The 26,471-nt window shown below is 39.1% G+C and carries 27 protein-coding genes and 1 pseudogene; 3 read left to right on the plus strand and 25 right to left on the minus strand.

Features of this window, described 5'->3' with window-relative positions; translation table 11 throughout:
* Window positions 1-120: 120 nt before the first annotated feature.
* The 15 genes and pseudogenes from PRK60_RS05640 to PRK60_RS05710 form a co-directional block, all read right to left on the minus strand.
* Window positions 121-706: pseudogene (locus tag PRK60_RS05640) on the minus strand (DivIVA domain-containing protein); the annotation flags it as partial.
* A gap of 25 nt (window positions 707-731) precedes the next feature.
* A complete protein-coding gene (locus PRK60_RS05645) occupies window positions 732-1,517 on the minus strand; it encodes a YlmH family RNA-binding protein (RefSeq protein WP_273645753.1) in 786 nt (261 codons plus the stop codon).
* Window positions 1,518-1,523: 6 nt separating this feature from the next.
* Complete coding sequence (locus PRK60_RS05650) at window positions 1,524-1,784, minus strand: YggT family protein (protein ID WP_178695423.1); 261 nt, start codon at window positions 1,782-1,784, stop codon at window positions 1,524-1,526.
* Window positions 1,785-1,807: 23 nt separating this feature from the next.
* Entirely contained in the window at window positions 1,808-2,212 is a 405-nt protein-coding gene (locus PRK60_RS05655) for a cell division protein SepF (RefSeq protein ID WP_102169031.1), read from the minus strand.
* 80 nt (window positions 2,213-2,292) lie between these two features.
* The gene (ftsZ, locus tag PRK60_RS05660) at window positions 2,293-3,531 is read right to left on the minus strand and encodes a cell division protein FtsZ (protein WP_102169030.1); all 1,239 of its coding nucleotides are present in this window, start codon (window positions 3,529-3,531) and stop codon (window positions 2,293-2,295) included.
* A gap of 21 nt (window positions 3,532-3,552) precedes the next feature.
* Entirely contained in the window at window positions 3,553-4,902 is a 1,350-nt protein-coding gene (gene ftsA / locus PRK60_RS05665) for a cell division protein FtsA (protein ID WP_273645754.1), read from the minus strand.
* 118 nt (window positions 4,903-5,020) lie between these two features.
* Window positions 5,021-5,851, minus strand: a complete 831-nt coding sequence (locus PRK60_RS05670) for a cell division protein FtsQ/DivIB (protein ID WP_273645755.1) — start codon at window positions 5,849-5,851, stop codon at window positions 5,021-5,023.
* A gap of 11 nt (window positions 5,852-5,862) precedes the next feature.
* A complete protein-coding gene (gene murG / locus PRK60_RS05675) occupies window positions 5,863-6,963 on the minus strand; it encodes an undecaprenyldiphospho-muramoylpentapeptide beta-N-acetylglucosaminyltransferase (RefSeq protein WP_102169027.1) in 1,101 nt (366 codons plus the stop codon).
* A complete protein-coding gene (gene murD / locus PRK60_RS05680) occupies window positions 6,963-8,339 on the minus strand; it encodes a UDP-N-acetylmuramoyl-L-alanine--D-glutamate ligase (RefSeq protein WP_102169026.1) in 1,377 nt (458 codons plus the stop codon). The genes murG and murD overlap by 1 nt, the downstream gene beginning before the upstream one ends.
* A 22-nt stretch (window positions 8,340-8,361) precedes the next feature.
* Window positions 8,362-9,336, minus strand: coding sequence for a phospho-N-acetylmuramoyl-pentapeptide-transferase (mraY, locus tag PRK60_RS05685; protein WP_178695376.1), 975 nt, complete (start codon window positions 9,334-9,336; stop codon window positions 8,362-8,364).
* A gap of 14 nt (window positions 9,337-9,350) precedes the next feature.
* Complete coding sequence (locus tag PRK60_RS05690) at window positions 9,351-11,504, minus strand: penicillin-binding protein (protein WP_102169024.1); 2,154 nt, start codon at window positions 11,502-11,504, stop codon at window positions 9,351-9,353.
* The gene (ftsL2, locus tag PRK60_RS05695) at window positions 11,504-11,875 is read right to left on the minus strand and encodes a cell division protein FtsL (RefSeq protein ID WP_191912617.1); all 372 of its coding nucleotides are present in this window, start codon (window positions 11,873-11,875) and stop codon (window positions 11,504-11,506) included. Before ftsL2 ends, PRK60_RS05690 begins: the two co-directional genes overlap by 1 nt.
* Before the next feature lie 24 nt (window positions 11,876-11,899).
* A complete protein-coding gene (gene rsmH, locus PRK60_RS05700) occupies window positions 11,900-12,850 on the minus strand; it encodes a 16S rRNA (cytosine(1402)-N(4))-methyltransferase RsmH (protein WP_102169022.1) in 951 nt (316 codons plus the stop codon).
* A 13-nt stretch (window positions 12,851-12,863) separates the two neighbouring features.
* Entirely contained in the window at window positions 12,864-13,292 is a 429-nt protein-coding gene (gene mraZ / locus PRK60_RS05705; RefSeq protein ID WP_102169021.1) for a division/cell wall cluster transcriptional repressor MraZ, read from the minus strand.
* A gap of 164 nt (window positions 13,293-13,456) precedes the next feature.
* A complete protein-coding gene (locus PRK60_RS05710; protein ID WP_102169020.1) occupies window positions 13,457-13,813 on the minus strand; it encodes a DUF3397 family protein in 357 nt (118 codons plus the stop codon).
* A gap of 131 nt (window positions 13,814-13,944) precedes the next feature.
* Here PRK60_RS05710 and PRK60_RS05715 point away from each other — a divergent pair, with 131 nt between their 5' ends.
* Entirely contained in the window at window positions 13,945-14,064 is a 120-nt protein-coding gene (locus PRK60_RS05715; RefSeq protein WP_102169019.1) for a DUF4044 domain-containing protein, read from the plus strand.
* Between the two features lie 84 nt (window positions 14,065-14,148).
* On the opposite strand, the gene PRK60_RS05720 is transcribed toward PRK60_RS05715, so the two are convergent.
* The 3 genes from PRK60_RS05720 to PRK60_RS05730 all read right to left on the minus strand — a co-directional run bounded on the left by PRK60_RS05720 (window position 14,149) and on the right by PRK60_RS05730 (window position 18,002).
* On the minus strand, window positions 14,149-16,452 hold the full coding sequence (locus PRK60_RS05720; RefSeq protein ID WP_273645756.1) for an FtsK/SpoIIIE family DNA translocase: 2,304 nt from the start codon (window positions 16,450-16,452) through the stop codon (window positions 14,149-14,151).
* A gap of 16 nt (window positions 16,453-16,468) precedes the next feature.
* Complete coding sequence (trmL, locus tag PRK60_RS05725) at window positions 16,469-16,978, minus strand: tRNA (uridine(34)/cytosine(34)/5-carboxymethylaminomethyluridine(34)-2'-O)-methyltransferase TrmL (RefSeq protein ID WP_003716825.1); 510 nt, start codon at window positions 16,976-16,978, stop codon at window positions 16,469-16,471.
* Window positions 16,979-17,147: 169 nt separating this feature from the next.
* Window positions 17,148-18,002: a methyltransferase domain-containing protein gene (locus PRK60_RS05730; RefSeq protein WP_178695983.1), complete on the minus strand. Its 855-nt coding sequence runs from the start codon at window positions 18,000-18,002 to the stop codon at window positions 17,148-17,150.
* Between the two features lie 103 nt (window positions 18,003-18,105).
* Here PRK60_RS05730 and PRK60_RS05735 point away from each other — a divergent pair, with 103 nt between their 5' ends.
* A complete protein-coding gene (locus PRK60_RS05735) occupies window positions 18,106-19,131 on the plus strand; it encodes a lactonase family protein (RefSeq protein WP_273645757.1) in 1,026 nt (341 codons plus the stop codon).
* A gap of 67 nt (window positions 19,132-19,198) precedes the next feature.
* On the opposite strand, the gene PRK60_RS05740 is transcribed toward PRK60_RS05735, so the two are convergent.
* Genes PRK60_RS05740 through PRK60_RS05750 form a run of 3 tightly spaced genes read right to left on the minus strand, consistent with a single transcriptional unit; the run spans window position 19,199 to window position 21,552 of the window.
* Window positions 19,199-20,083 (minus strand): RluA family pseudouridine synthase, encoded by an 885-nt coding sequence (locus PRK60_RS05740; protein ID WP_102169015.1) that lies wholly within the window; start codon window positions 20,081-20,083, stop codon window positions 19,199-19,201.
* Window positions 20,083-20,898, minus strand: a complete 816-nt coding sequence (locus PRK60_RS05745; protein WP_003716820.1) for an NAD kinase — start codon at window positions 20,896-20,898, stop codon at window positions 20,083-20,085. The genes PRK60_RS05740 and PRK60_RS05745 overlap by 1 nt, the downstream gene beginning before the upstream one ends.
* A 9-nt stretch (window positions 20,899-20,907) precedes the next feature.
* Window positions 20,908-21,552, minus strand: coding sequence for a GTP diphosphokinase (locus PRK60_RS05750; RefSeq protein ID WP_040531036.1), 645 nt, complete (start codon window positions 21,550-21,552; stop codon window positions 20,908-20,910).
* 166 nt (window positions 21,553-21,718) lie between these two features.
* Between PRK60_RS05750 and PRK60_RS05755 the strand changes: the two genes are divergently transcribed.
* Window positions 21,719-22,354 carry a DsbA family protein gene (locus tag PRK60_RS05755; protein ID WP_244974005.1) on the plus strand — a complete coding sequence of 212 codons (636 nt, stop codon included), beginning with the start codon at window positions 21,719-21,721 and terminating at the stop codon, window positions 22,352-22,354.
* 58 nt (window positions 22,355-22,412) lie between these two features.
* Here PRK60_RS05755 and PRK60_RS05760 read toward each other — a convergent pair whose 3' ends face one another.
* The 4 genes from PRK60_RS05760 to spxA form a co-directional block, all read right to left on the minus strand.
* Window positions 22,413-23,789 carry a C69 family dipeptidase gene (locus PRK60_RS05760; RefSeq protein ID WP_102169013.1) on the minus strand — a complete coding sequence of 459 codons (1,377 nt, stop codon included), beginning with the start codon at window positions 23,787-23,789 and terminating at the stop codon, window positions 22,413-22,415.
* Between the two features lie 67 nt (window positions 23,790-23,856).
* Window positions 23,857-24,849 carry a competence protein CoiA gene (locus PRK60_RS05765; RefSeq protein WP_102169012.1) on the minus strand — a complete coding sequence of 331 codons (993 nt, stop codon included), beginning with the start codon at window positions 24,847-24,849 and terminating at the stop codon, window positions 23,857-23,859.
* 104 nt (window positions 24,850-24,953) lie between these two features.
* Window positions 24,954-25,640, minus strand: coding sequence for an adaptor protein MecA (locus PRK60_RS05770; RefSeq protein WP_102169011.1), 687 nt, complete (start codon window positions 25,638-25,640; stop codon window positions 24,954-24,956).
* Between the two features lie 139 nt (window positions 25,641-25,779).
* A complete protein-coding gene (gene spxA / locus PRK60_RS05775) occupies window positions 25,780-26,181 on the minus strand; it encodes a transcriptional regulator SpxA (RefSeq protein WP_102169010.1) in 402 nt (133 codons plus the stop codon).
* Window positions 26,182-26,471: the final 290 nt, after the last annotated feature.

A 26,471-nucleotide genomic window follows, 5' to 3' on the forward strand; every position in this document is an offset into this window, starting at 1 on the left:
CCTCTGAATCTGACGGAACAGCTGAATCGGATGCAACGTTACTTTCAATTGCAACACTGCCTGAAGTAGTCTCATCCGCAACAGTAGCAGTTGTACTTTCAGATTCAAAATCACTAGTTGTAATTGAGGTTGATTCTACACTTTCACCCGAATTATTGTCAAGACGAGTTCCCAAAATATTTTGAATTTCTCCATATTTATCAATATCATCGTTTGCTAATAACTTATCCCATTCATCACTCTTAACAACTTCCAATTGGGATTCAAGCATTACTTGTAGCCGCTGACGGAAGATCCGCGTTTGTTTCTTTAAGTCACTAGTTTCTGAAGTTAACTTTCGAGTCCCCTCTGCAGTATTTTCAACAATTTGATTAGCCTTTTCGTTAGCCGTTGAAACAATGTCAGTTGCTTGTTTTTGAGCTTCACGCACCATAATATCAGCTTCACGCTTGGCATTGTTTTTAACTTTATCGGCAGCTTCTTGAGCAACCAAAATTGACTTATTCAGTGAATCCTTTAATTCACTAAAGTATTTCAACTTGCTTTCATCGGCCTTGACCTTTTCTTGTAGTGTCCGATTTTGATCAGTCAATTCCTGAACTGTTTGTGCAACTTCCTTAATAAAGTCATTCACTTCAGTTGGATTGTAGCCACGCATTTTAGTGTTAAATTGGATTTGATTAATTTCATCTACAGTTAAACTCATCGGTTTTTCCTCCATGTGCTCTTAATTAAGCGTGAATAATTGATAAAGTAATCCGTTGCTTATTTTTTCTAGTAATGCTCCCAATCTGATCCATTCTTAAACGACCAGCATGTCTAACGGACAACATATCATGTTCCCGGACTAAATAATCCGGTCGTTGCATTTCTTCCCAGTTAATTTGAACAAAGCCATGTTCTAATAACTGTTTTGCCCGATTACGGGAATAGTTAAATCCTGCTGCAATTACCGCATCAATTCTTAGTGACGAAACAGTGGTTGATACCTGTTCCCAATCATCTTCAGGAACAATTAACTCTTCAAGTGGGATCGGCTTCCATTTTACCTTAATCTTGCCAACGTGATCGATTCGCTCATGAACAAACCGAGCCATCTGATTAGTAACCATCACTTGCCACCGTTTTCCATCAGTAACGATATCACCAAATGACGCTCGTTCTAATCCCTCACCTAATAATGTTCCCATTATTTGCCGATGATGAAGTTCAGCAAATTTTTGCGGATAGTCAACTTCTAAGCCCGTAACTGCAAAGTCAGCTACCTGTGGCTGATAATACGACGGGAAGAAGAGCAACCGCTGCATTTCAGCATTTTGCCAGCCACCAAATGATTTCAGTTTAACGTTGTCATCACTATTAACAAGTGTTTGTGCAATATATTGCTGCCGAGGATTAAGAAAAGGTGTTAATACCGGACGATACTGATCATTAGCCTGGACGATCCAATCACTGATCTGATCAATAATCGGCCCTTCATCGGCACGGAAATGTTGTTTTATATTCAATTCATCCATTATCTATTAAATCATCATGGTAATTGCTTTTAGCCCATACTGAACAAGGTAAAGAACAAAGATCGCTACAATCGGCGAAAAACTGATTCCTCCTAATGGCGGAATGAAGTCAAACCACCGCATATACGGTTCTACCAACCGATTGACAATCTCTCCCAAACGACTTCCTCTTGCATTTGGAAACCATGATAGCAAGCACCAAATGACAATCACCAGGATATAAATATCAATTAGTTGGTAAATTACCCAGGCTAAAAAATTAATAATTGCCATTACAAGCTCCTTTTCCGCTATATTTTATCCGGATCATTTTTAAGCGTATCCGATAAATTACCAGAAACCTCAAAATTCTTTGGTGTACAAAGGAATATCTCTTTCCCGATCCGCTTAATATCACCATTAATTGCAAAAATAGTTCCGTTCAAAAAGTCAACAATCCGACTAGCCACTTTGGCATCCATTTGAGAAAAGTTAACAATTACTGCTCGATCGTTTAATAATTGATCAGCAATTTGTTTAACATCCGCATAAAGTCGCGGTTCATACAACGCAATTTTGCTTGAACGTTGACGAACACTATTCATTGAAACAACCTTGTTATCTCCTTGAGGAACAGGAGTCTGTTCATCATAATATTCTTCTTGATTATCAGAGTCACCATCACTAAAAAGACTCTTAAAAATATTATTAGCCATCTCAATTCCTCCTAACCTTTCTAAAATTACGAAATGGGAGATGCCCTAAATAGTGCTTCTCCCCATCTTTTACCTATTCATTATTGACGACGATTCTTAAAGAATGGTGGTGTTGACAAGTTATCATCGTCATCATCAGTTGCGGCAGAATCATCATTAAAAACATTAAATTCTGGCTTCTTTACGTGTGAAAATTCATTATCCGCTTGTTCATTTGAATCATTGATTCCTGCAGTTGGATCATTCCAACCATCAAAAGGATCATCTGATGCATTTTCTTGACTCGACTTACTATCATCACTCTTAGGTTCTTCACTTACTGGAGCAACGTGTTGAGCTGGGTGAGCTTTCTTGCTCTTCTTTGCATCAATTCCCGTAGCAATTACGGTTACCCGCACTTCATCGCCAAGGGATTCATTCAGCGACATCCCAAATGAAATATCAACATTTGTGCCAGCAGCTTGTTTAATTACATCAGAAGCTTCTTGAGCTTCAAACATTGAAAGATCCTTGCCTCCAGTAATATCCATTAAGACATGCTGTGCACCAGAAATTGACACTTCAAGAAGTGGTGAAGAGATTGCCTTCTTAGTAGCTTCAGTAGCACGGTTTTCTCCCGTTGCGCTACCAACACCCATTAAGGCAGAACCTTGGTTAGACATCAATGTCTTAATATCAGCAAAGTCCAAGTTGATGTAACCAGGAGTAACGATCAAGTCAGAAATCCCCTGAACACCCTGACGAAGAACGTTATCTGCTTCCTTAAACGCTTCCATCATTGGAGTCTTTTTATCAATCATTTCAAGCAAGCGGTTATTAGCAACAATAATCAAAGTATCTACGTTCGCCTTTAATTTTGCCAATCCTTCACTAGCAAACTTGTCCCGCCGTGGTCCTTCAAAAGAGAATGGTCGGGTAACAACACCGACTGTTAATGCACCACTATCTTTAGCGATTTTAGCGACTACTGGAGCAGCACCGGTTCCAGTACCACCACCCATTCCAGCGGTGATAAATACCATATCTGAGCCTTCAAGTGCCTTTTGAATTTGTTCTTCACTTTCTTCAGCGGCCTTATCACCTACTTCAGGATTAGAACCAGCACCAAGTCCCTTAGTCAACTTAGGTCCTAACTGGATCTTTGTTTGTGCTTGTGAGGCATTTAGTGCTTGCAGATCAGTATTAGCAACAATAAAGTCGACACCCTGAACCTTTTCGGTAATCATTCGGTTTACGGCATTACCGCCACCACCGCCGACACCAATAACCTTAATTTTAGCTCCGGCAAATTGATTTTCCATTGAATTCTCGTTATCCATTCGACACCCTCCGTTAATTTATTAATCGAATAAGTTATTAAAGAGGCTCTTGAACTTATTACTGAACGAGCCATCTTTCTTTTTTGTATTTTGTTCTCGATCAGCCCGTTTTTGGATCGGTCTGCTATTGCTATTAACAGCACTTTCACTTTGGGGTTGATAATTACCATTATTATTTTCTGGCGTAGTCTTACCAAAATCAGCTTCTTGAACGACTTGCTTAATCAATCGATCAATCCCGGACAGCCGATCTTCATAAAGCCCAAGCGCGTAACTAATAGCAAAGCGTGGGTGACGAATTCCCATCTGTTCAGGAACAAAGACTTTAACGTTACCCGAAAAGTATTGCTTAGCTAGTGATCTAATACCTGGTAGAGCAGCAACACCACCAATTAAAATCACTCCACCTGGTAACTCAGGAGCATTAATCCGTTCCAATTGACGCGCAACCCGGTTAAAGATTTGCCGAACTCGAGCTTCAATAACCTCTGAAAGGTAACGTTCACTATATTGAACCGGCTTATCCTGACCAACAACGTCAACATCAATCTGAACATCATCATCTGCTTGGGTACTATCCGCAAAACCATGATCCCGTTTTAATTGCTCAGCATTTTTCAACGAAGTGTTTAAAACGGTTGAAATATCCTTAGTGATATACTGACCACCCTCTGGATCAACGTAACTATACTTTAACTGGTGATCATGAATGATACTCGTTGTTGTTTGACCACCACCGAGGTCGATTACGATTGTTCCAAAATCTTGTTCACCATCATTAAGCAGGTTGAATCCTGTTGCAATTGGTGCAACAACAAAGTCACGAACGGTATAACCAGCCTTTTGGATTGCCTTCTTGGCATTATGGATAATCGTTTTTGGACCGGTATAGAGAGTTCCCTTCATCTCAAGACGAACCCCAACCATTCCGCGGGGATCTTTAATTCCATCAAAGCCATCAACAGTGAATTCTGTTGGCACTAGATCAATTACCGTTCTTTCAGGCGGGATGCTTTGTGTTAACGCTTCTCGTGCTAAATTCAAGACATCTTGATCAACAATTTCACGTGATTGACCATTATCAGCAATGGTAATCATTCCGTGAACCCGTTGCATTTGTAAATAATTTGCTGGCAAACCAACAATAACTTGTTTAATGTCTATATTGGACTTCTCCTCAGCCTGAGCAATCGCATTTGAAATTGCGCGAGCAGTCTTATCAATATCAACTATTACACCGCGACTCATGCCTGCCGCTGGCTCAACACCGACACCAATGACCTTAATTTGCCCCTTAACATTTTCACATACTAATGCTTTTATCGAGGTGGTTCCAATATCTAACCCAACATAAACCTCAGAATTATCCATTGAGAGGAACCTCCTAAATTTTTTACACTAAAATAATATTTTAATTTATTAGTCTAGTTTAGATTTTACCATAGTTAATCACTTGTAAAAAAAGATCTTCGCAAGTTTTTTAATAAATTCATTTATCTTTTGAACCATAGTCATAAGAATATGCTCCAACCCGCAAATCGACAACTCCTTGTCCCTTCATTTTAGTGAGGATTGATGGATAATATTTTAGCTTATTGCCAACATTCGTTAAATTAGCTTTAACCGTATTGCCATCTTTCATATATAAAATAATTTGGTGGGGAGACTCCTTAGTGGGTTGGTACTCTATTGAAGAAATCCCATGATAGATAACCGACTTTAATTTACCAAGCTGTTGTCCCAGGATTTTTAGCTGTTCACGATCCTTTTCAAATCCTTTAAAGTCAATATTGGTATTTTGTGCTGTTGTTAATTGCAGTTGACCATTCGTTAAAACAGCATATTTCTGTTTGCCGATTTGACCTTCTCCCAGCAAATGATTTTCCGTAATCGCTACATGAACGCTCTGGGGCCCACGAAGATTAACTCTTAACGACCTAATTTGCGGATCCCTTATTTTAGCCTCACGCTCTAGGTGACGCTGTGCTAAAAATGCTGTCCAAATCAACCTGCCCCGCCAAATAGTGGTTGCTTTTTCGACCCGTTCATTCGATAATTCATTATTTCCACTTATCGTAATATCAGTAATTTTACTTAATGGAGAAATAATATATATCATTATCAGCAAAATGATCCCGAAAAACCGTGCCAGAACACTAATTCTTTTTTTACTAGAGTTTCGACGCTGCTTTTTTATTCCAACAACCTTATTGCTTATTGGTTGGTGTTCTCTTGCTTGCGCTGAGTTATTCTGCCTCTCTAAATGAGCTAACCGTTGTGAGTAGCGACGGTGCTCTGGAATAAAATTGTCTCTCGTCATTTTACTCACCACTAATGTTCATTAATTGCTTTATGAAGGACTGCAATTAACTCATCAGCAGCTTGTGGATGGCCAATTTTACGGGAAGCATCAGCCATTTTGGTGCGAAGATCTTTGTTTTCCATGATTTTATCTGCTTGAAGCAACAATGCCCTACTATCTAGCTTATTCTCAGTAATCATTACTGCTGCATTCTTTCGTACTAATGATTGAGCGTTCTTCACCTGATGATTAGCAGTTACGTATGGACTAGGAATCAAAATCGTTGGAACTCCCAACGCAGTTACTTCCGCAATTGTTGTTGCTCCAGCACGAGAAACTAAAGCGGCAACTTTAGGCATCTTAGCTGGCATATCCTTAATATATGGAACTACCTTAACGTTTTTACCAACATTTACTCCCTGAAGCTGTTTCTTAACATTATCGTACCGTTTTTGACCAGTCGCAAAAATTACTTGATATGATCGCTTGCTAAGTTCGGGAATTGCATTAACAACTGTTGTGTTAATCTTCGGTGCACCCTGACTACCACCAAAGACCATCAATGTCGGAACATCGTCCTTCAATCCATATTCTTTCCAGGAAAAGGTACTGGCAGTCTGAGAAGCAACCTGTTGAGCACGCGGGTTACCAGTCATCGTTACTTTTCCTTCAGGGAATTGGCTTCGGGCGGCATCAAAAGCAATTGCAATTTGATCAACATACCGACTCAAAAACTTATTTGTCACTCCTACGACACTATTTTGCTCATGAATAACGGTTGGAATATGTTGCTTAGCCGCAGCATATAGGACAGCACCACTAACATACCCTCCTGTCCCCAAAACAACATCGGGTTTAAAGTCGCGAATAATTTTCTTTGCATGGTGAACAGAACGGAGAAACAGATAAACCGTCTTAAAATTTTCAAGCGAGAGTGACCGTTTGAACCCTTGCATGTGCATCGTTTCAAGCTTGATTCCTGCGTCAGGAACAATTTTATTTTCGAGGCCGCGAGTAGTTCCCACGTAAAGGACTTCAGTATCTGGTTCAACCTGCTTTAAACGTTCGATTAAGGCTAGCGCTGGATAGATGTGACCACCAGTACCACCTCCAGAAACAAGTAACCGCATTATTTCTCCTCCTTTGTTTTAATTAGAGTATCAACTGCTTCGATAAACTTATCACCGCGAACTTCAAAACTGGGGAACTGGTCCCAGCTAGCGTTAGCAGGTGAAAGAAGAATAACGTCTCCTGGAGCACTGACCTTCCAGGCCTCTGGAACAGCAGTAATAGCATTTTCGCTTTCAATAATGGTTGGGATCTCCGCTTGTTCAGCGGCATCCTTCATCTTATCCTTACACTGACCAAACACAATGATTGCTTTGACATGCTTCTTGAAGTACGGTACCAGGCGTTCAAAGGTATATCCTCGATCCAGCCCACCAGCAAGTAAGATTACTGGTTGTTCAAATCCTTGAAGAGCGACCTCGGTTGCTTCAATGTCAGTTGACTTAGAATCATTGTAGAACCGTCGTCCTTGGTAATCAGTTACGTACTGAAGACGATGACGAACCCCGCTAAAGCTTGTCAGGACATCAACAATATCCTGGTTAGTTACACCACTCAACTTAGCAGCAGCAATTGCGGCTAACGCATTTTCAACATTCTGTGGGCCGATGAGACGAATATCCTTGGCATCCATAATGTAGTCACCACGCCAATAGATCTTCCCATCTTCTTCATAAGAGCCATCATGACTCTTATTCTGACGTGAGAAAGGAACAATTGTTGCTTGTGAACGACGAGCAATTTGTTGCCACTCATCACGATCCCAGTTCATTATGAGATAATCAGCACTTGTTTGGTTTCGCGTAATATTTAATTTAGCATTAATATAATTCTCTCGAGTCTTATGGTAATCAAGGTGGTTAGAAAAAATATTCGTAATGATTGCGATATGGGGATGAATCGTTGGTGCTCCTAACAATTGAAAACTAGAAAGCTCCGTTACCAACGTATCTTCCGGACCTAATTTTGCAGCAACCTTGCTGAAAGAGACGCCAATATTACCGGCATATTCTACCCGGTGAGCATTACTCTTAGCAATCATTAGTTGTGTCAACGTTGTTGTAGTCGTTTTCCCATTACTTCCCGTAACACTAACAAGATGGCCTTCAAAGATTTCCCATCCCAATTCTGCCTCAGTAATAATTGGGATCTTTTTTTCGACGAATTTAGCAACTAGTGGATTATCATAGGGAATTCCTGGATTCTTTACAACAATATCAAAGCCTTCTTCTGCAAGGCTAAGTGGGTTAGAACCAGTAATTACTTTAATCCCTTCATTTTCTAAGTTTTCGACTACTGATGGATCCTTAGGAGTTGCTTGATCGTTAGCAACCACATTTGCACCAAGTTCTTTTAACAAGTGAACAGCATTAAGCCCACTAATTCCGAATCCCATTACGAGAACTTTTTTATTACTATATGTTGTTACTTTTTTCATTTTTCTAGCCACCTGGTTAAAGTTAAATATTAAAGATTAAAATACTTGCCACTGCAATAATTGAAGCAATTAAGCCTACACACCAAAAAACAATATCAATTTTCCATTCACTCCATCCACACAGTTCAAAATGGTGGTGAATTGGGGTCATTTTAAAGATCCGCTTTCCGGTAAGCTTAAATGAGGCAACCTGCATAATTACACTAGCAGTTTCACATACATAAACAATTCCAATTACCAACAGTGACCATTCGTGATGAAGCAGTAATGAAACAGCAGCTAAAGAAGCCCCAATTGCCAGCGATCCCATGTCACCCATAAAAATCTTCGCAGGCTTATGATTGTACGGGAAGAAACCACAAAGCGTCCCGATCATTGCTAAACAGAAAAGAGCAATTTCAGCATAGCCTGGTTGATTGATGTTAACCAACGCAATAATTAAGTAGGCAAGAAATGAAATAATGGATAAGCCACTGACTAAGCCATCTAAACCATCAGTTAAGTTAACAGCATTGGAGAACCCAACAATCCAGAAGATAATAAAGAGCCCGTACCACCAACCAATTTGACTAGTTCCAAAGCCCATTTGGAACCCTTCATGTTGATAAATTACCGTAAAGACCATTGCGGCAATTACCTGGCATAAAGCCTTTTGCCATGCTTTAAATCCTTCGTTTTGGTGGTGAAAGATCTTAATGCTGTCATCCCACATTCCGATCAAACCATACACAACAAGAATGAAGAGGAGTGCCCACATGGTATTAGTCAGCATTCCTAAGAAACCACCAACAACTAAAATGGTAATCACAGCAGAAATAATAAACAAGAGGCCTCCCATTGTAGGAGTTCCGGCCTTCTTAGCATGCCACTTTGGTCCCTCTTTTCGGATTTGCTGCCCTTCCTTTTTTGCGCGAAAATAACGAATTAACGAGGGCATTAATAGAAAAGTGATTAAAAACGAACAAACTAATGTTACTACAATACTAATAAAATTCATGTTTTCCTCCTAGATTAATGCCGAGAAGAATACTCGACAGTCAGTGTTGATGACTTCTTTACACTATCATTAGCCTTGATACTTTGCTTTGTAACGTAGCCAGAGCCCTTTTCCTTCAACTTAATTCCCATCATTTGAGTAAGTTTTTGAACATCATCGGAACTCCAGTTACTGATATCGGGCATCTTATATTCTCCTCCGGTATCTAAAATAATCCGTTGATTAATTAGGGAAGGTTGCCCGCTAGCAACTGATTGACGTTTGACCCTTTGGCCTGATCCAATAATAACCGGGATAAGGTGCTTTTTATTAAGTCGATCACTTGCGGCCTGTGATGATTGGTTAATCATGTCAGGAACCTTAACAATACCAGAATTCTTTTGCTTAGTACTCTTTTGTCGACTAAGAATAAATTTCATTGTTGGGTTAAAGACTTCTGCAATCATCTTCGTTGCTGGTTTACTTAGGTTATGCGGCTTTCGTAGCGTTACGTACATTACATAGCGCGGATTATTGGCAGGTGCGATCCCAACAAATGAGTAAAGGTAACTACTATCACTATTACCATATCCTCCAGCACCACCAATTTGCGCAGTCGCCGTTTTCCCCGCAATTTTATAACCATCAATTTGATAATCATGACCAAGGCCTTTTTGATCATAAATAACTCCCTCCATCATCTTAACGACTTTTTTAGAGGTTGAGGCTTTGATTGGTTGACCAACCTTCTTCGGGGTTACTTTTTGGATTGTTTTTCCTTGGTTATCGGTTACTTTATCAATAATGTACGGCTTCATCATCTTACCATTATTAGCAATTGCACTAAAGCCCTGCATCATTTGCATTACATTTACAGTAATTCCTTGACCAAATGCGGTGTTGGCTTGTTGAAGGATTCCCTTAAAAGCACTATAGCCACTAACTTCATTATTCATTCCCTCAACATTTACCTTGTTAAACATTCCAAAGCGGGTTAAATACTTTTTCCAAGTTTTGGCCCCCATATTTTGTTCAACATGGGCAAAACCAACGTTACTTGATAAATCAAAAGCATCCTTATATGAAATTACTCCCCATCCAGATGTTTGCCAATCAGTAACCTTACCCCCGCCGATCTGCCAGGTTCCAGAGTTAAAGGTTGCGTTGGGGTCAAAGTGCCCGGAATCAATTGCTGCACTTAGGGCAAATGTCTTCATCGTAGAACCTGGTTCATATACATCCTGAACAAGCATGTTCCGCCAAACGGGATCCTTTTTTGAACGCAGTGTCGGCCGCTGAGATGCAGCAATGATTTTACCGGTTTTGGCATCCATAACCACTGCGGTCATTGACTCTGCCTTCGATTCTTTAAATACCCGGGTCATTTTATTTTCCATAATATGCTGAACCTTAGCATCAAGGGTTGTGTAAATATTATCCCCATTGACCGCCTTTTTTACTACCCGGTTACTATTAGCTAAACTATAGCCGTAGACATCTTTCTTATCCTGGCGAAGTCCATTCTTTCCCGTTAACTTTTTATTGAAATAACTTTCAAGACCGACCTGACCAACCAGTGTCATTTGTCCCGTTTGCTTATTGGTTATTTGGGGTGTTGCCATTCCAATTATCTGCGATGCAAATTCTCCCTCTGGATATGACCGAGCTGGTGTTGCAATAAACCCGATTCCTGGAAGGTTTTCCGCTTTAATCTGCTGCATTTTGGCAACCGATAAGTTCGCACCAGCACTCCCAAATTCAACCTGATAAGACTGTCCCTTTTTAGAGAGAGTCTTAAGGATTTCTGACTCTGGCATTTTAATGTACTTAGCGAGGATCTTTGCTGTTCGTTTTTTATTTTTCACGTATAACGGTTTCCCATCCGCAGAGCGCTGACTCTTATCTAAAACAGCATAAAGTGTGTACCTACTGGTATCTGTCGCTAAAACTGAACCATGCTGATCATAGATATTCCCCCGTTTGGCAAGAATGGTTCTTCTTTGGGTATAGATCTGTTCAGCTTGAGAACGGAGGTTAACGTGTTGAACATCCTTTGTAATTGCAATATACGCAAAACGAACGATAAATAACGTAAACATTGCAACTACTATTATGAAGAGCCACTTACCAAAAGTTTCTCTGTTGCCGTTATTTCCGTTATTTTTCGTTCGTTGAGTCATCTTATTCATTATTTATTAACGTTCCTTACGTTTGAATTATGATCCACTAATCCATACTTTTTAGCAGCTGACCGCAATTGAGACTGACTCGTCATTTCAGCAATTGCTTGCCGATGACTAGCATTATCATTTTTTGCTTGATATACCTTCGTTTGCAGATCTTGTAATTGATGCTGACGAGTATTAATTGTGTTTTTAGTTGATAGGAGTGAAATTGTTAAACATAAAGTTACAATACTACAAACAGCAACTAGCCCGCGTTCAAAATTTGACCAGGTAACCGTCTTAACAGCAGGCCCCAATTGCTGGCGAGCTTGGGCACCAGGATCAGTTGTCCTCGGCTGATCACGCGAAATCCTTTTTGCAGTATTTGAAACCATCTCAATCACTTTCCTTTTGTATTTTTACTTCTTTATTCTTTCAATTATCCGTAACTTAGCACTGTGAGCACGGTGATTATCAGCTAATTCTTCTTGACTAGGAAGGATTGGCTTCTTATTAATTAATTTAAATTTAGGTTGCATTTCTGGCGGAATTACCGGCAAACCTGGTGGTAACTCATCAGCTAATGAGACCTGTTCATGAAACATTGTTTTTACTAACCGGTCCTCTAATGACTGAAAAGTTATCACACTAATTCGACCACCAACGTTAAGCAATTCGAGGGCCTGCTCCAATGAATCTTCTAACGCTCCCAATTCATCGTTAACCGCAATTCTAATTGCCTGAAAAGTCTTTTTTGCCGGGTGACCACCATGTCGACGAGCGGCTGCAGGAATAGCTTCCTTTATCACATTAACAAGCTCAAAAGTGGTTTTGATTGGCTTGCTCTCTCGGCGTCGTTCTATCTTACGCGCAATTTGTTTAGCAAACCGTTCTTCGCCATAACGGTAAAGAATCTTGACCAGCTTTTCATATGGCCATTCATTAACAACATTCATTGCAGAAAGGGCCTGCTGTTGATTCATCCGCATATCTAATGGCGCATCCAGCTTATAGCTAAAGCCCCGTTGCGCATCATCGAATTGTGGTGATGATACTCCCAGATCATATACGACTCCATCAACACTCTTAACACCGTTTTTCGACAGTGCCGTCTCCAAATTGCGAAAATTATCTTCAATTAGGATTGAACGACCATCATTAATGAATTTTTTTAAGTGCTGTTGATTATATTTGATTGCTGTCTGATCCTGATCAAATGAGTACAAGCGACCAGTTGTTAACTGGTTGAGGATTGCCGAACTATGACCCCCACCACCTAATGTGGCATCGACATAGGTTCCATCTGGGTGGACATTTAGACCAGCAACAGCTTCATTTAATAATACTGTTACATGTTTGAACTCTGTCATCAAAAATCCCCCATTAAAAATCGATATTTAGATCTTCAGCAATCTGGTCAAAATCATCTTCAGTAGATTCAGTAAACTGCTCCCACTTTTCTGCGCTCCAAATTTCGAGCCGATTAGCAACTCCTACTACAACACACTTCTTTTGTAATTTGGCATGTTGACAAAGGGTATCCGGTAAGTTAATTCGTCCTTGCTTATCAAACTCGCAATCCATTGCGGCTGAATAAAGGAAACGAACAAAAGCCCGGGCATCACGTTTTGTCAGCGGTAATGCCTTTAGCTTTTCTTGTAGCTGTTCCCATTCATTAAGCGGGTAACCAAATAGGCACCCATCTAAGCCACGAGTGACAATAAAGTGAGTGCCTAATAGTTCACGAAATTTTGCAGGGATGATCAGTCGGCCCTTGCTGTCGATCGAATGTGTATATTCGCCCATAAACATTGGCCTTTGCCTCCCCACAACCACTTTATAGGTAAAGTCTACCACAATCCCCCACTTTCCACCATATCATTTCAAAAATAATAGTTGATAATAAAAAAAGGTAGCAAAAAGTCATCATTTTCATAAAACAACTTTTCGCTAACCTATACTTAACATTATTAATATTATATTAGTGGTAAATTCTGACAGAACAGTGATCCTACAAAGACAATCACTGCCAAAGCAACTGATAATCGCCAAAATACCGGCCAATAGCGACGATAAATAAATTCTCCATAGTGAACTGTTTGAACAATAATTAAAAGGATTGCAACAATCATCCAAACTGCAATCGGGTACGCAATCCAGTAAAGACTGGCGATATTATACACGCTTAGCAACCATAAAATAATTGTCCAAATAATTGGACTATGAATGTGACGATGCCGACGAGCAAGGTGAAAGACCTTGCCAATTAAATTTTCAACAAACCAAATAACAACAAGTAATATTAATTGAAGAAATGCGATTCGATAATCCATAACTGGTTCTAACTACTCCCGATTAATTTATAATAATAGTTTATCACAGCACACTAAGATGTTTGAAATTACCTTATAAAATGATGTAGACTGTTATTATTATAAATTCATCTATGAAGGGCGGTAAAAGGATGCAACACAAAAAGAAAACACGTTTTCAAAAGATTACGATGGTTGCTATCTGGCTTATGTTAATTGCAATGCTTGGTTCATTAATTTTCGGTGCCATTGCTTCATTAGGCGTAATGTAATTAAATTAAGCGAATAATAAAATAAGGAGTTCAGGGATTTTTGGGTCTCTGAACTCTTATTTATTATTCAAATCAAGCTTACATCTATTCATCCTCAGCCTGATCCTTTTGCTTAAAAACTTCCCGCGGCTTAGAGCCATTAGCTGGCCCGATGTAACCGCGCTGCTCCATGTCATCAATAATTCTAGCAGCACGATTATAACCTATTCGAAACCTTCGTTGAATTAGCGAAGTCGAGGCTTTTTGCTGGTCCACAACAAACTTCAATGCTTCAGGGAAAAGCTCGTCTTCATTCTCAGCCTTTTCTTCCTGAGCAATTTCATTATCGGTAACAACCATCTTCTGATCATATTCCGCTGGCCGTTCCTTTTTAATAAAGTCCACCACCGCCTCAACATCTTGATCAGAAATAAATGCTCCTTGTACACGAACAGGTTTATTTTGGTCAATCGGTTCAAAAAGCATGTCACCCCTACCGAGTAATTTTTCCGCCCCGTTAGTATCAATTATCGTCCGTGAATCAATCCCACTAGACACCGCAAAGGCAATCCTCGATGGTACATTTGCTTTAATTAAACCAGTAATAACATCAACTGAAGGTCGCTGAGTAGCAAGAATCATATGAATACCAGCAGCCCGCCCCATTTGTGCAATCCGGACAATTGCATCTTCAACATCATGGGAGACGGTCATCATCAGATCCGCTAATTCATCAACAATTACCAGGATTAACGGAAGTGCTGGCTGTTCTGTTGCCTTTTCTTGATCATTATTATCACGAACTAACTGGTTATAGCCCTTCAAATTACGAACACCAAACTTGGCAAACAGTTCGTACCGGCGTTCCATCTCAGCAACAACTTTACTTAATGCCCGGGCAGCCTTTTTAGGCTCAGAAACCACCGGACTAAGCAAGTGGGGAATGCCATTATAAACACTCAATTCGACCTTTTTAGGATCAATCATTAAAAACTTTACCTGATGTGGCTTGGCTTTTAATAAAATGCTTGTAATGATGTCGTTAATCGCAACTGACTTCCCACTACCAGTAGCACCAGCAATTAACAGGTGCGGCATTTTGGTTAAATCAGCCATCATTACATCACCCGTAACGGTTCTGCCCAAGGGAACATTCATTGGGTGATCATCGTGGGGCATTGACTCAATCATGTCACGAAAGCCAACAGTTGCAACTTGCTGATTTGGAACTTCAATCCCGATCAGTGACTTTCCCGGAATTGGTGCCTCAATTCGAATATCCTTAGCAGCAAGGGCTAATGCTAAATCATCAGCTAAGTGGGTAATTCGACTAACTTTAACACCAACCGCTGGACGTAATTCATATTTTGTTACCGATGGACCAAGATTAACATTTTCAACCGTTGCTTCAACGCCAAACGATTTTAAGGTATCCTGGAGCTTTTGGGTATTCTTTTTAATTGCGTGTAAGTCATCCCCTTGATCCGTTTGGGGGATCTTAGTTAACAGGTTAAGTGGTGGTAACTGGTAATCAGCATCTTCTTTTTCAGTTGCTGTTGCTAACTGCAAATCATCACTCGCGGAATCTTGTTGTTCAGCAGCAGTTGCTTTAACAGGCGATTCTTCATTACTCGTATTAGCAACGGTAATCCGTGGTTCAGCCTGAGAAGAGCTCATTTGCTGGGGTGAGCTGGTAACAACCGATTCATTAACAGCTGGTTTAGGATTTGACTTTTTTACTAAGCTAACGTTCTTTTTCGGTGATGTTCGTCTTACACGAGAACGTTTAGGAAGCTGTTGTTTAAACTGGCGAACTGCAGCCGGAACTTTTTTTAACTGCTGACCAAAACTCGTTAAAGCCTGATCCCAAGGAATCGCAAAGAAGATCACAATTCCAGCAATAATCATTAGCCAAGCTAAAATTGCTGTCCCCTGCTGACCGATTAAGTAATTACTTCCACTATAAAGCAATGCCCCAATCATTCCACCACCAATGTTCGTTGAATTACTGGTTTGAAAGAATACTTTACTCAAATTATTCCAGGTAACAGCAAGAAAATTAGCATGAAGATTTAAGTGATTAAACATTAAATAGTGGAGCCAGATCAAAGCTCCAGAATAAGCAACAATAAATCCCCAGATCCACCGTTGATTATACTTTGGCTGATGACCAAAAAAAGTCAATGATATTCCAGAAATAAGAGCAAGGATCATTACTACTGGGTAAGACTTCCCCACTAAGACACTGAAAATCCCGACCAGGAGCTGACCAATAACTCCTAGATTAAATAACCCAATTAGCATTAAGAACGCAAGGATTAACCCTACTAAATTAGCTACGAGCTTTGCTTGCCCCTTTTTGTTTGTTGATCGACGGCGACCGGTTCCCGATCGTTTTTTCCTTGCCATGATAGAACTTCCCCACTTACTTTAACTTATCAAAATGGTATTTATGCACCCGAGCTAGGTTTGGAAAACTTTGCTGACGAAGTGCTTCGTAAATAACAATGGCTGCACTATTCGAGAGATTTAATGCCCGAATATTATTGTCATTTTGTGGAATCCGGATAGCATTTTCCGGGTACCGTCGCATAAATTCTTCAGGCAGCCCCGTCGTTTCTTTACCAAATAAAAAGTAATGATCCCCATCAGCTGTATAATCCACATCAGTATAATCACGACTCGCAAATTTTGATACAAGATAGAGCTTGCTAATATCAGGAACAGTCGAAACAAATTCCCGTAAGTCATCGTGGTAGGTAATCTTAACCTTATCCCAATAATCTAATCCTGCACGCTTCATGTGTTTATCATCCGTTGAAAATCCAAGTGGTTTAATTAAATGCAATTCCGTATTCGTCCCCGCGCATGTTCGGGCAATATTTCCAGTATTGGCTGGAAATAATGGTTCAAATAGTACAATATGGTTTGTCATTATGATTCTCCTTAGGCAAATAAAAAAAGCAGGGTCTCGGTGTTGGCACGGCGAAACGCTGCTTTAATGAAGTACTCCTTGGCAATTACCAACGAATCTGTTCGATGTCAATTGCCAAACGATTTCTCATAAGATAATTTACCACCTTTAAATCGAATTAGCAATACCCTTAATCACTTTTTTTCGCTACCAATAAACTAACATCAACAGTAATTGAAGTAAGATTTACTAATTCATCCCCAGTCGGCTGGTGGACATCCTTACCCCAACTCATTGGCGTCATCTTAATCATATCGGTAACTAGTTCATGAGGAAGATTAAATTGGTAACGGATTGGAATCTGTTTTGCATCTGGATAATGCTGTTTGAATAAACTTAAAACTCTACTATTGTCGTAATGATAATGTTGATCCTGATTTCCATATAGTAAATGGCGCAATTCCAGAAGGTAATCGGCATTGGGAATTACTTTCATTAAATTACCGCCCTCTTTTAGAACCCGATTAAATTCACGATAATCTGAAGGCGAAAAAAGCTCCAAGACTGTATCGAAAGATTGATCAGCAAAGGGTAACTGCCGTAGATCCGCTACGCAAAAGAAAGCATCAATGTCAAGCTGAGTTGCCAAGGTAATCCCGGGTTTTGAAATATCAAAGCCAACATAGAAATCTTGGTTGTGACGAAGGGCAGCTAACTGACCTAATGGGGTTCCTTCACCTGTTCCGACATCTAAAATGGTCTGTGGAGTTGTTGGAAGCAGCGAATTAACCTCTTCAATAATCGGTTTAAATAATCCTGCTTCAAGTAGTCTTCGCCGTGATAAAAACATTGTCCGATCATATTCCGTTGTCCCCTGGGTATTCAAAAAGTGAAGGTAACCATGACGATTAAAATCAATTGTATGTCCTTCTTCACACACAAGCGTATTTCCAGTTAGTCTAATATACCCCTGGTGACAAATTGGACAACGAAACGTATTCAGATGACCCTGAACTAATTTTTCAGCACGTTCGATCTTTTTCATTTGATTTCTCCTAATTTTTTACTATTTACAGTGTACCATAGCTAGTATTAAGCTTAACGAATTGCTATCATAGAGGTAAGCATTTTCAAAGGAGGCAGTTTAATTGACTGAACAATTTTTAATCGGTACGTATACCAAGAAAGATAGTAAGGGTGTCTACAAGGTAACCTTAGATCCCCAAAAAGAAGAAATTACCAAGGTTGAATTAGCAATTCCTTCACAGAAGCCGGCTTACTTACAAGTTGGTTCAGACAAACGGGTTTACGCAGTTAAGCAAGTTGATGATCAAGGTGGTGTTGCATCATACTCCTTGAAGGACGACAATGCTAAGATGCTAAGTAAGGTTTTGGCTGCTGGCGCCCCTCCTGCATATGTTGGCCTTGATGAAAAGCGGCACTTACTTTACAGCGCCAATTACCACACTGCAAAGGTTGATGCCTTTAAGATTAACGATGACGGAACATTAACCCAAACTGACTCAGTCCTTCACCAGGGAGCTACTGGCCCACAACCTGAACAGGATAGTCCTCACGTTCACTTTGCAGATTTAACTCCTGATCAGCGTTTAGTTGTTTGTGATTTGGGAATGGACTTGGTTGTTGTTTATGATGTTTCTGCTGATGGAAAATTGACTGCGGTTTCCCGTTATAAGTCAGAGGATGGCTTTGGCTCACGTCATATTGCATTCCACCCTAATGGTAAGTATGCTTACCTTCTCGGTGAACTGAGCAGTAAGCTTGAAGTCCTTAAGTATAATGCTACTGATGGAACCTTCAGTCATGTTCAAACCATTAAAACAATTCCCGATGATTGGACTGCTCACAATGGAGCTGCCGCAATTCGTCTTTCCAAGGATGGCAAGTTTATTTATACTTCAAACCGTGGGGAAAACACCATTGCGGTCTTCGAAGTACAACCTGACTTTACGGTTAAGCATATCCAATCCATCTCAACTGAAGGTGATTTCCCTCGTGACTTCAACCTTAGCTCTGATGAATCATTCTTATTAGCTTCTAACCAAAACAGTGATAACTTGACCCTTTACAAGCGTGATCCAGAAACCGGAAAGCTAACCTTATTGCAAAAAGATGTAGCATGTCCTGAACCAGTTTGTGTTCAACGCTTCTAATTTATTAAGTAATCAAAATGACCACTACAGTTTGTTAATTTTCTAAACTGTAGTGGTCATTTCTAGTTTAAATTGAATCAATCAAATTCAGCATATCTTCCGGTACAGGAGCCTGAACCTCTATCCATTGCTGCTTAAATGGGCTATAGAATTTCATCCAGTAACAATGGAGCGCTTGGCGAGAAATTATTTGTTTACCACCATACATTTCATCACCAATCAATGGATGACCTAAGTACTGGAAGTGAACCCGAATTTGGTGGGTTCTTCCCGTATGGAGGCGAATGCGTAATAGCGACATTTGAACTGCTGATTTTTCTAGCCAATATTCCGTAACTGATGGTTTTCCCGTAGAAATTACTGTTCGCGAAACGAATTTCTCGGGATCCCGATCAATTGGTGCATCAATATAGCCATGGCGAGCATTGATCTTTCCACCAACAACTGCATAGTAATTTTTCTTTACTTGGTGTTTCTTTAATTGTTGATCCATAACCGCGTGAGCAAAACGGTGCTTGGGAAAAACCACCAAACCACTAGTATCCTTATCCAACCGTGTAGCAACGTGAATTACTAAGTTCTCATAACCTTGACGTTCATAATAATTACGAACCCGGTTAACTAAACTGTCAGCAACGGTAACGTGATGTGCCGGAACAGTCGCAACCCCCGCTGGCTTATTAAGGATTAAAAAGTCACGATCCTCATAAACAATATCAATAGGAAGATCACTAGGAATAACATTATCATTTGGTTTTTCAGGAGGTAGGATCAGTGAAAAATGATCACCAGGATTAACAAGATCGACGGTCCACCGATCCTCTCCGTTAATCTGCATTTTTCCTCCATGATAAACTGCGACCTTGATTAGACTTGCGCTGACCCCTTCATGTTTTAAGGCAGCACGGAGTTTTCGTGGTTGACTCCCTGTGTATTGCCATTCAAATTTCATTATTTTGCGCCACCAATAAATGAATCTTTAACCCGGTGCCAGAAATTATTGTGACGGTATTGGGCAAAGTTAATCCGTTTTTTGGCAACTTGATAAGTAATTTCTACTAATTTACGCTCCCCAACTGATGGTTTTAAACGAACTTGATCCCGATCACAGGTCATCACATGTCCATTAAGATCTTTTAAGCGAAGCATCAGCTTTGACTCAGAGCCAAAAATAATCGGCGATCCTAACGTCCTAAATACCCGATTATTTAAAGATGCCATTTCTGCTAGCTGAAAGCCAACAATTTGAGGATCCATAATTGCACCACCAACAGACTTGTTATAAGCAGTCGAACCTGTTGGTGTGGAAATGCACAGCCCGTCACCCCGAAATGTTTCAAAAAGTTCATTGTTAATGAAAACATCACAAACCATTGTCTTCGTAATATTCCGGACAGTTGATTCGTTTAATGCCGTGTAGTGATCAATCGAACCGTCGGAATAAATAGCATGCATATCAAGCAGTGGGTACGAAACAGACTGTCCGCTATCATTGACTAGACTTTCAACTAGATCGTCCATCTCATAATTTCGCCAGTCAGTATAGAAGCCAAGGTGTCCCGTGTGGATTCCAACGAACCGAATCTTATCTAATAAAGCTTCATAGTGATGAAATGCTGACAGTAAGGTTCCATCTCCACCAATTGTAATAACAACGTTGGGCGCATTCTGATCAAGCACTAACCCAGCCTTGCTCATTTCAGCTTTAAGTAACTTACTAATTCGTTGTGACTCTGCTGTTTCATTGTTATAAATTGCGACTCGCATATAATCTCCTTATCTGTCTGGTATGTTCTGATCACCTGGTGTTCGATTTGAGAACATCGTTTGTGCTTCTTGAATTTCCTCGCGAATTTCTGACATTTCATTATCAAGTTTAAATGCAGCTTCTGCAGCTCGCTGTAACCGTGCAGATAATTCTTCTGGAAATTCACCCTGGTACTTATAATTTAGTGAGTGTTCAATTGTTGCCCAAAAGTTCATTGCTAGTGTCCGAACCTGGATTTCGGCAAGGATCTTTTTCTCACCGGAAATCAACTGAACCGGATACTCAATAACAATATGGTAGGAACGATACCCACTCGGCTTAGCATTACTAATATAGTCACGCTCTTCGAGGATTGTCATATCACTCCGTTGACGAAGCAGATCAACTACTTGGTAAATATCTTCAACAAACTGGCACATAATTCGTAATCCGGCAATATCCTGCATATCCTGTTCAAGTCGATCTTCCTGAACATGACGTCTGATCATTTTTTCCTTAATACTATCTACTGGTTTTACTCGCCCAGTAACAAATTCGATCGGTGAATGCTGTGTTTCATCCTGATATTGTTTACGGATACCTCTTAATTTAACTTTTAACTCATTAACAGCTTGTTGGTAAGGTAGTAGAAAGTGTTGCCAATCTTCAACCATATAAAACCCTCCCATTAAAGTTCGCATTTAATTCTAGCACAATCATTCCCAAAACAGCATAAAACTGATTCATAAATCATAATTCTTTACAAATTTAGCTTTTTTTGCAAAAATAAATTTGTTTAGAAAAATTGTCAAGTTAGTGTTAAACGAGGGGGAGCATTTAATGCTAGAAATTCATTTATTTGTCAATCCACTAGGGAGTCGTTGCTTTCGGTGCGAGCATGATGTTCTTAAAATTGATCATCAACTTAATACCAAAGTTAATTATCGTTTTATTCCATTCTTTAACATGGCAACCATTCAACAAACTATTGAATCTTACCACTTAAATCAACACAGTTTAGCCGTTCGTCAAAACGTTTCTCGGACGATCTATCAAGTAATTCTTGATTACATGGCGGCCTCTTTTCAAGGGAAGAAACGGGGGCGGCAATTTCTCTTAATCCTTCAAAATGCCTTAATCAAAGAAAACATTAACTATAATAATGATCTGGTAAAGAATGCTGCTTTACGATCTAACCTTGACCTAGAAATGTTTATGGAAGATCGAAATTCGTCCCTAGCGAAGAAAACATTTCGTCAGGAGCAGCAGGTTGCAAAAAGTCTAGGAGTTAAGGAGGCTGCGACTGCTGTCGTTTTCGATTCGGACCAATCACAATATGGATTTTTACTCAATAATTTTGATTACGATACACTTATTAATGCCTATCAGAATAGGCACTTAGAAGATGAAATATCGTTAACCAACTTTATTAAAAATTACCAATCGCATTCCCAAATAAGAACTGTTCAAAAATAATAAAGCTAAGAATGGCCCTCAAAGTTCAAGTGAGAACTTTGGGGGTCACTTATATTAATTAGTATTTTAAGTGAGCATTCATAAATCCATAATTAACAAGTTTTCCTAGCAACTTCATTGCTTCTTGATAGGATATTTCTGCCATCTGTCCATTAACCTTACTTAAAAATGCAGTAATGTCATCTTTAGTTAGAAATTCACGATCAGCTTGGTGTTGTAATGCCAATGTCTGCGTCATAACTTGCTCTGCAAAATCTTCAATCATTGGTTCCACCCTTTGATAATGTTGATCGGCAATTGCCATTATGGTGTGATTTAGCCAGTAAATATCTTGAATATCAAAAGTTGTTTTTGTATCACAATAATGTTGTGGTGTTTCTTGAATATTTGTATAGAATGGAACAACTGCATTAACTGTGTTCGGACCAAAGGCAAGCCACTGAACTCCACTAATTCGTGGATCAACGTTATTCCTGATTTGAAGAATATGAAGCTCAAGATTACGGTTTAAGGCAATTGAACGAAATGGCGCATTCTCATTAGTGTATGGATCATAATCAGTACCTTGATAATGGGAACTCATTAACTCCTTAATCTCTTGAATCGTAATTTTATGTTGTGGGTAATTAATAAATGGCAGCATTTGATCTGTCGGTTGGTTCCCCTGATCACCACTTAGCCGACATTGAACGTACCATGCTCGAGGATTATTATATCGAGTATCACGGACTGTACTACTACCAAAAATCAATCGCAAATTATAATCATCTGGTTCCGGATTGAGGTGGTTACTGTCTATTAATTCTTTCAAATCTGCAGAACATAGAGTATTATTTGCTGAAAAATCAAAGTGGGTAATGTTCAGTCGATTTGGTGCAATCACATATGCATCGTCAGGAATTCTAACTGCAGCCCAATGATGGCCACTAATTGTTTCTAAATACCAAACTTCATCTTGATCTCCAAATGCCATTCCATTTGCTTCATAGGTTCCATGTTTTTCTAAGAGTTGGCCAACCCGTTCAACAGCTTGCTTAGCGGTTCTGACATAAGGCAAAACGAGAGTTAGAAAGTCTTCTTCACCAATCCCATCTTCACTATTATACGGGTCAAGACTGAGAATTCGTGGATTACTAGTAATTGTTTCAGTTGCTGTCATTGAAACATTAGCAGAATTAATCCCATTGGCTCCAAAAATTCCAGCACTACTATCCGCATCAGGGGTTGATGTATACCGTAACGGGTTAGTTGGGAGGTTAATCGTAAACTTTGTTGTTTTACTTTCATAATGTCGTGGCTGCTTTTCCGGCTTAACTACTACAAATCGCTGTGGATCAAAGTTATTTGAATAGTCTTCAACCCGGCAAACAATTGTTGAACCATCAATGGTCGCCTTTTTCCCTGCAAGGAACGTTGTACAAGTATGATATTTCATCTAGGTCATCCCCGATTTATTTTTTCTCTTCTATTATTTCATATTTTATCAATCACCACTAATAATTTTATTGAATTAATCGTTGAATTTCTTGATATTGTTTCATAATCGATCTGTGATAACTTGGATGACTTATTAAAATAACTGTCTGTCCATCAATTATAATGTTACCGCTTTTTAGTAATTGTTTAGTAAATACTTCTAGGTAATCATTAACGATCTTTGATGAAGAAAGACAGGGAAATTTCAACCATTCAGTTAAGTCTACCTTTTTCAATAAGCGATACCATGAATCTAAACTAAAGCTAGCAAACAGCGGGATATTACTTAACTTCTTTACAACCAAACACCGCCAATATATTTCTGGATGATTAGTAACTTGAATTCCTAAAGTTTTTTGGTGACAAATAACTGGTAATTCCCTTGTAAATTCCTTAATACAAGAGTTAATTCCCTGGAGTAATGAAAGTCGATGAAGAATGCGGTAATCATGGGTTACTTCTTTTAAACTGAGTGGTTTTTCTTTTATAGCCAGTTTAACTAATCTGAGTATTTTAGCTTTAGTATCCCAAAACATAATTGTATACTGCTGATTAACTAATTGGATAAATTTTTGCGTTTGCCGCTGATTTAACTTCTGCTTATACGGTGAACCCAAAAACCAATAACACTTTATCCCAATGCTTTGATAACCGAGTGTTCGTTTTTGCAGAGCGGTTAAAGATAATGGACTACATTGAAATTCAATGACAACTCGTTGTCCGCCTATTCTAAGAAAAACATCTGCCCGTTGTTCTAACTGGGGAATATAAACCTCAAGTTCTGCTTGCCACCCCTTTTTCCGTGCCCATTCAAAGATTTGTTGTTTTCCCAGGAGGTGTTCATAACTCTCACCTTCCCGTAAAACACACCCGCTATTTCCCTGATGGGCAAAATGAGCAATCTTCCTCTGCCCGTGCTTAAGAATAAGGTGCGCCCCACATTCCGGACAACAATAGTTCTTTCCTTGACAAGCATCAGTGGCATTGATAAATTGATCGTTTAACTTTGCTACTAACAACTTTTTCGCCTCCCCTTACATACAAGACGGCAAAATTTATTAATTGCATCAAAAAACATCCTTTGAATTTTAGGTAATTCTCGGGATGTTTTTGTTATGATACTTTAGTTAAAATAATGTTGAATCAAATGTAGGGCTGAGATTTCCATTAGCTTTTTTGAATGTTCTGCTAAATAATCAGATGCCAGATTAGTTGCGTTCCCATATTCATATGCTAATGCAATCTGGTTCTTTATCTCTTCATCTGTATTCTCATCAGTAATAAGATATTGCAAAGTTAAATAATATTGATCATTGTACTTATACAACTCACTAACCACATTATCATCCTCGGCAACTTTTGCGTATTGAATCAGGTCTTCAAATTGATCAAACCTAACAACAACCAGCTTTGTTAATGTGTCTGAATCACTTGATGATATTGGATAATCATCAGCTTTCAGCGACTCATCCGACTCATTAGTTGATGATTCTTCTTTCCTGCGCTGAGCAATACTCTGTCGAATATAATCTGTAATTGCATCGTTTCGATCATCACCCATCGCATTCACTTGATCATTCTTACTGATAAAAAGCTCCAGACCATTTCCTGTTGGCATTACCTGAAAAGTTACTGAATCATTATCTTGAAATTGGTGAGTGGAATCAACTTCCTTTAAAATACTATAGAAAAAATCTTGAATCTGCTTATGGTCACTTAACAAATCAAGAATCTTTATTCCCCGTTCCTCAAGATCATTCGAGTCGACTAAAACACGAATTGTATTTTCATTAATGCGCTCCATTTCCATAAAAAGCACCTCCTTCGACTCGACATCTATATTACTACTATTCTAACCAATTTATCACAAAAGTAAAGGAAGAAAAAACGCAACATAAGACTCGTCCAAGTCAATACATTGCGTCTATTTAATCCTTTATTCTCTAATTTTAAATCATATTAGCTTTTCGCTCAGCTTCAGCTAATTCTAATTCACGAACCTGACGAGGGAGAAAACGACGAATCTCATCCTCATTATAACCAACCTGAAGTCGTTTCTCGTCAACAATAATTGGTCGTCGTAGTAATCCTGGATTCTTACTAATCATTTTATACAATTGCTTCATTGGCAACTCATTCAAATCAACATTTAACTTTGAATAAGCTTTAGAACGCTTAGAAATAATATCTTCCGTACCATCCTCTGTCATTCGCAAAATGTTTTTGATTTCACCTATATTAAGCGGTTCAGAAAAAATGTTCCGTTCTTTAAAAGGAATTCCATTTTCTTGTAGCCATGCTTTTGCCTTGCGACATGAAGTACAACTTGGAGACGTGTAAAGTGTAACCATTAAATAAGAAGCCTCCTTTAGAGCTAATCCTTTATAATAAACTCACCATTATAGTTTTAATTATACAATGTTTTTTATATTATTAAAAGTGGCAGCGTGATTTAGTTACTTTTTGTAAGTAAAATTATAACATGTGGCTGTAGCATTTCAACCCCTTTTACTAATAAACTAAATATTTTAAATAAAATTTTGCTCCAAATCGAAGCTAGATTTGGTAGTCAATTAACTGATAATTGGTAATTAACTGAAATAAAGTATTATAATAAATCTATACAATTAAAAGGAGGAAC

This window comes from Limosilactobacillus portuensis (genome assembly GCF_028607025.1).
GTDB classification, from domain to species: domain Bacteria; phylum Bacillota; class Bacilli; order Lactobacillales; family Lactobacillaceae; genus Limosilactobacillus; species Limosilactobacillus portuensis.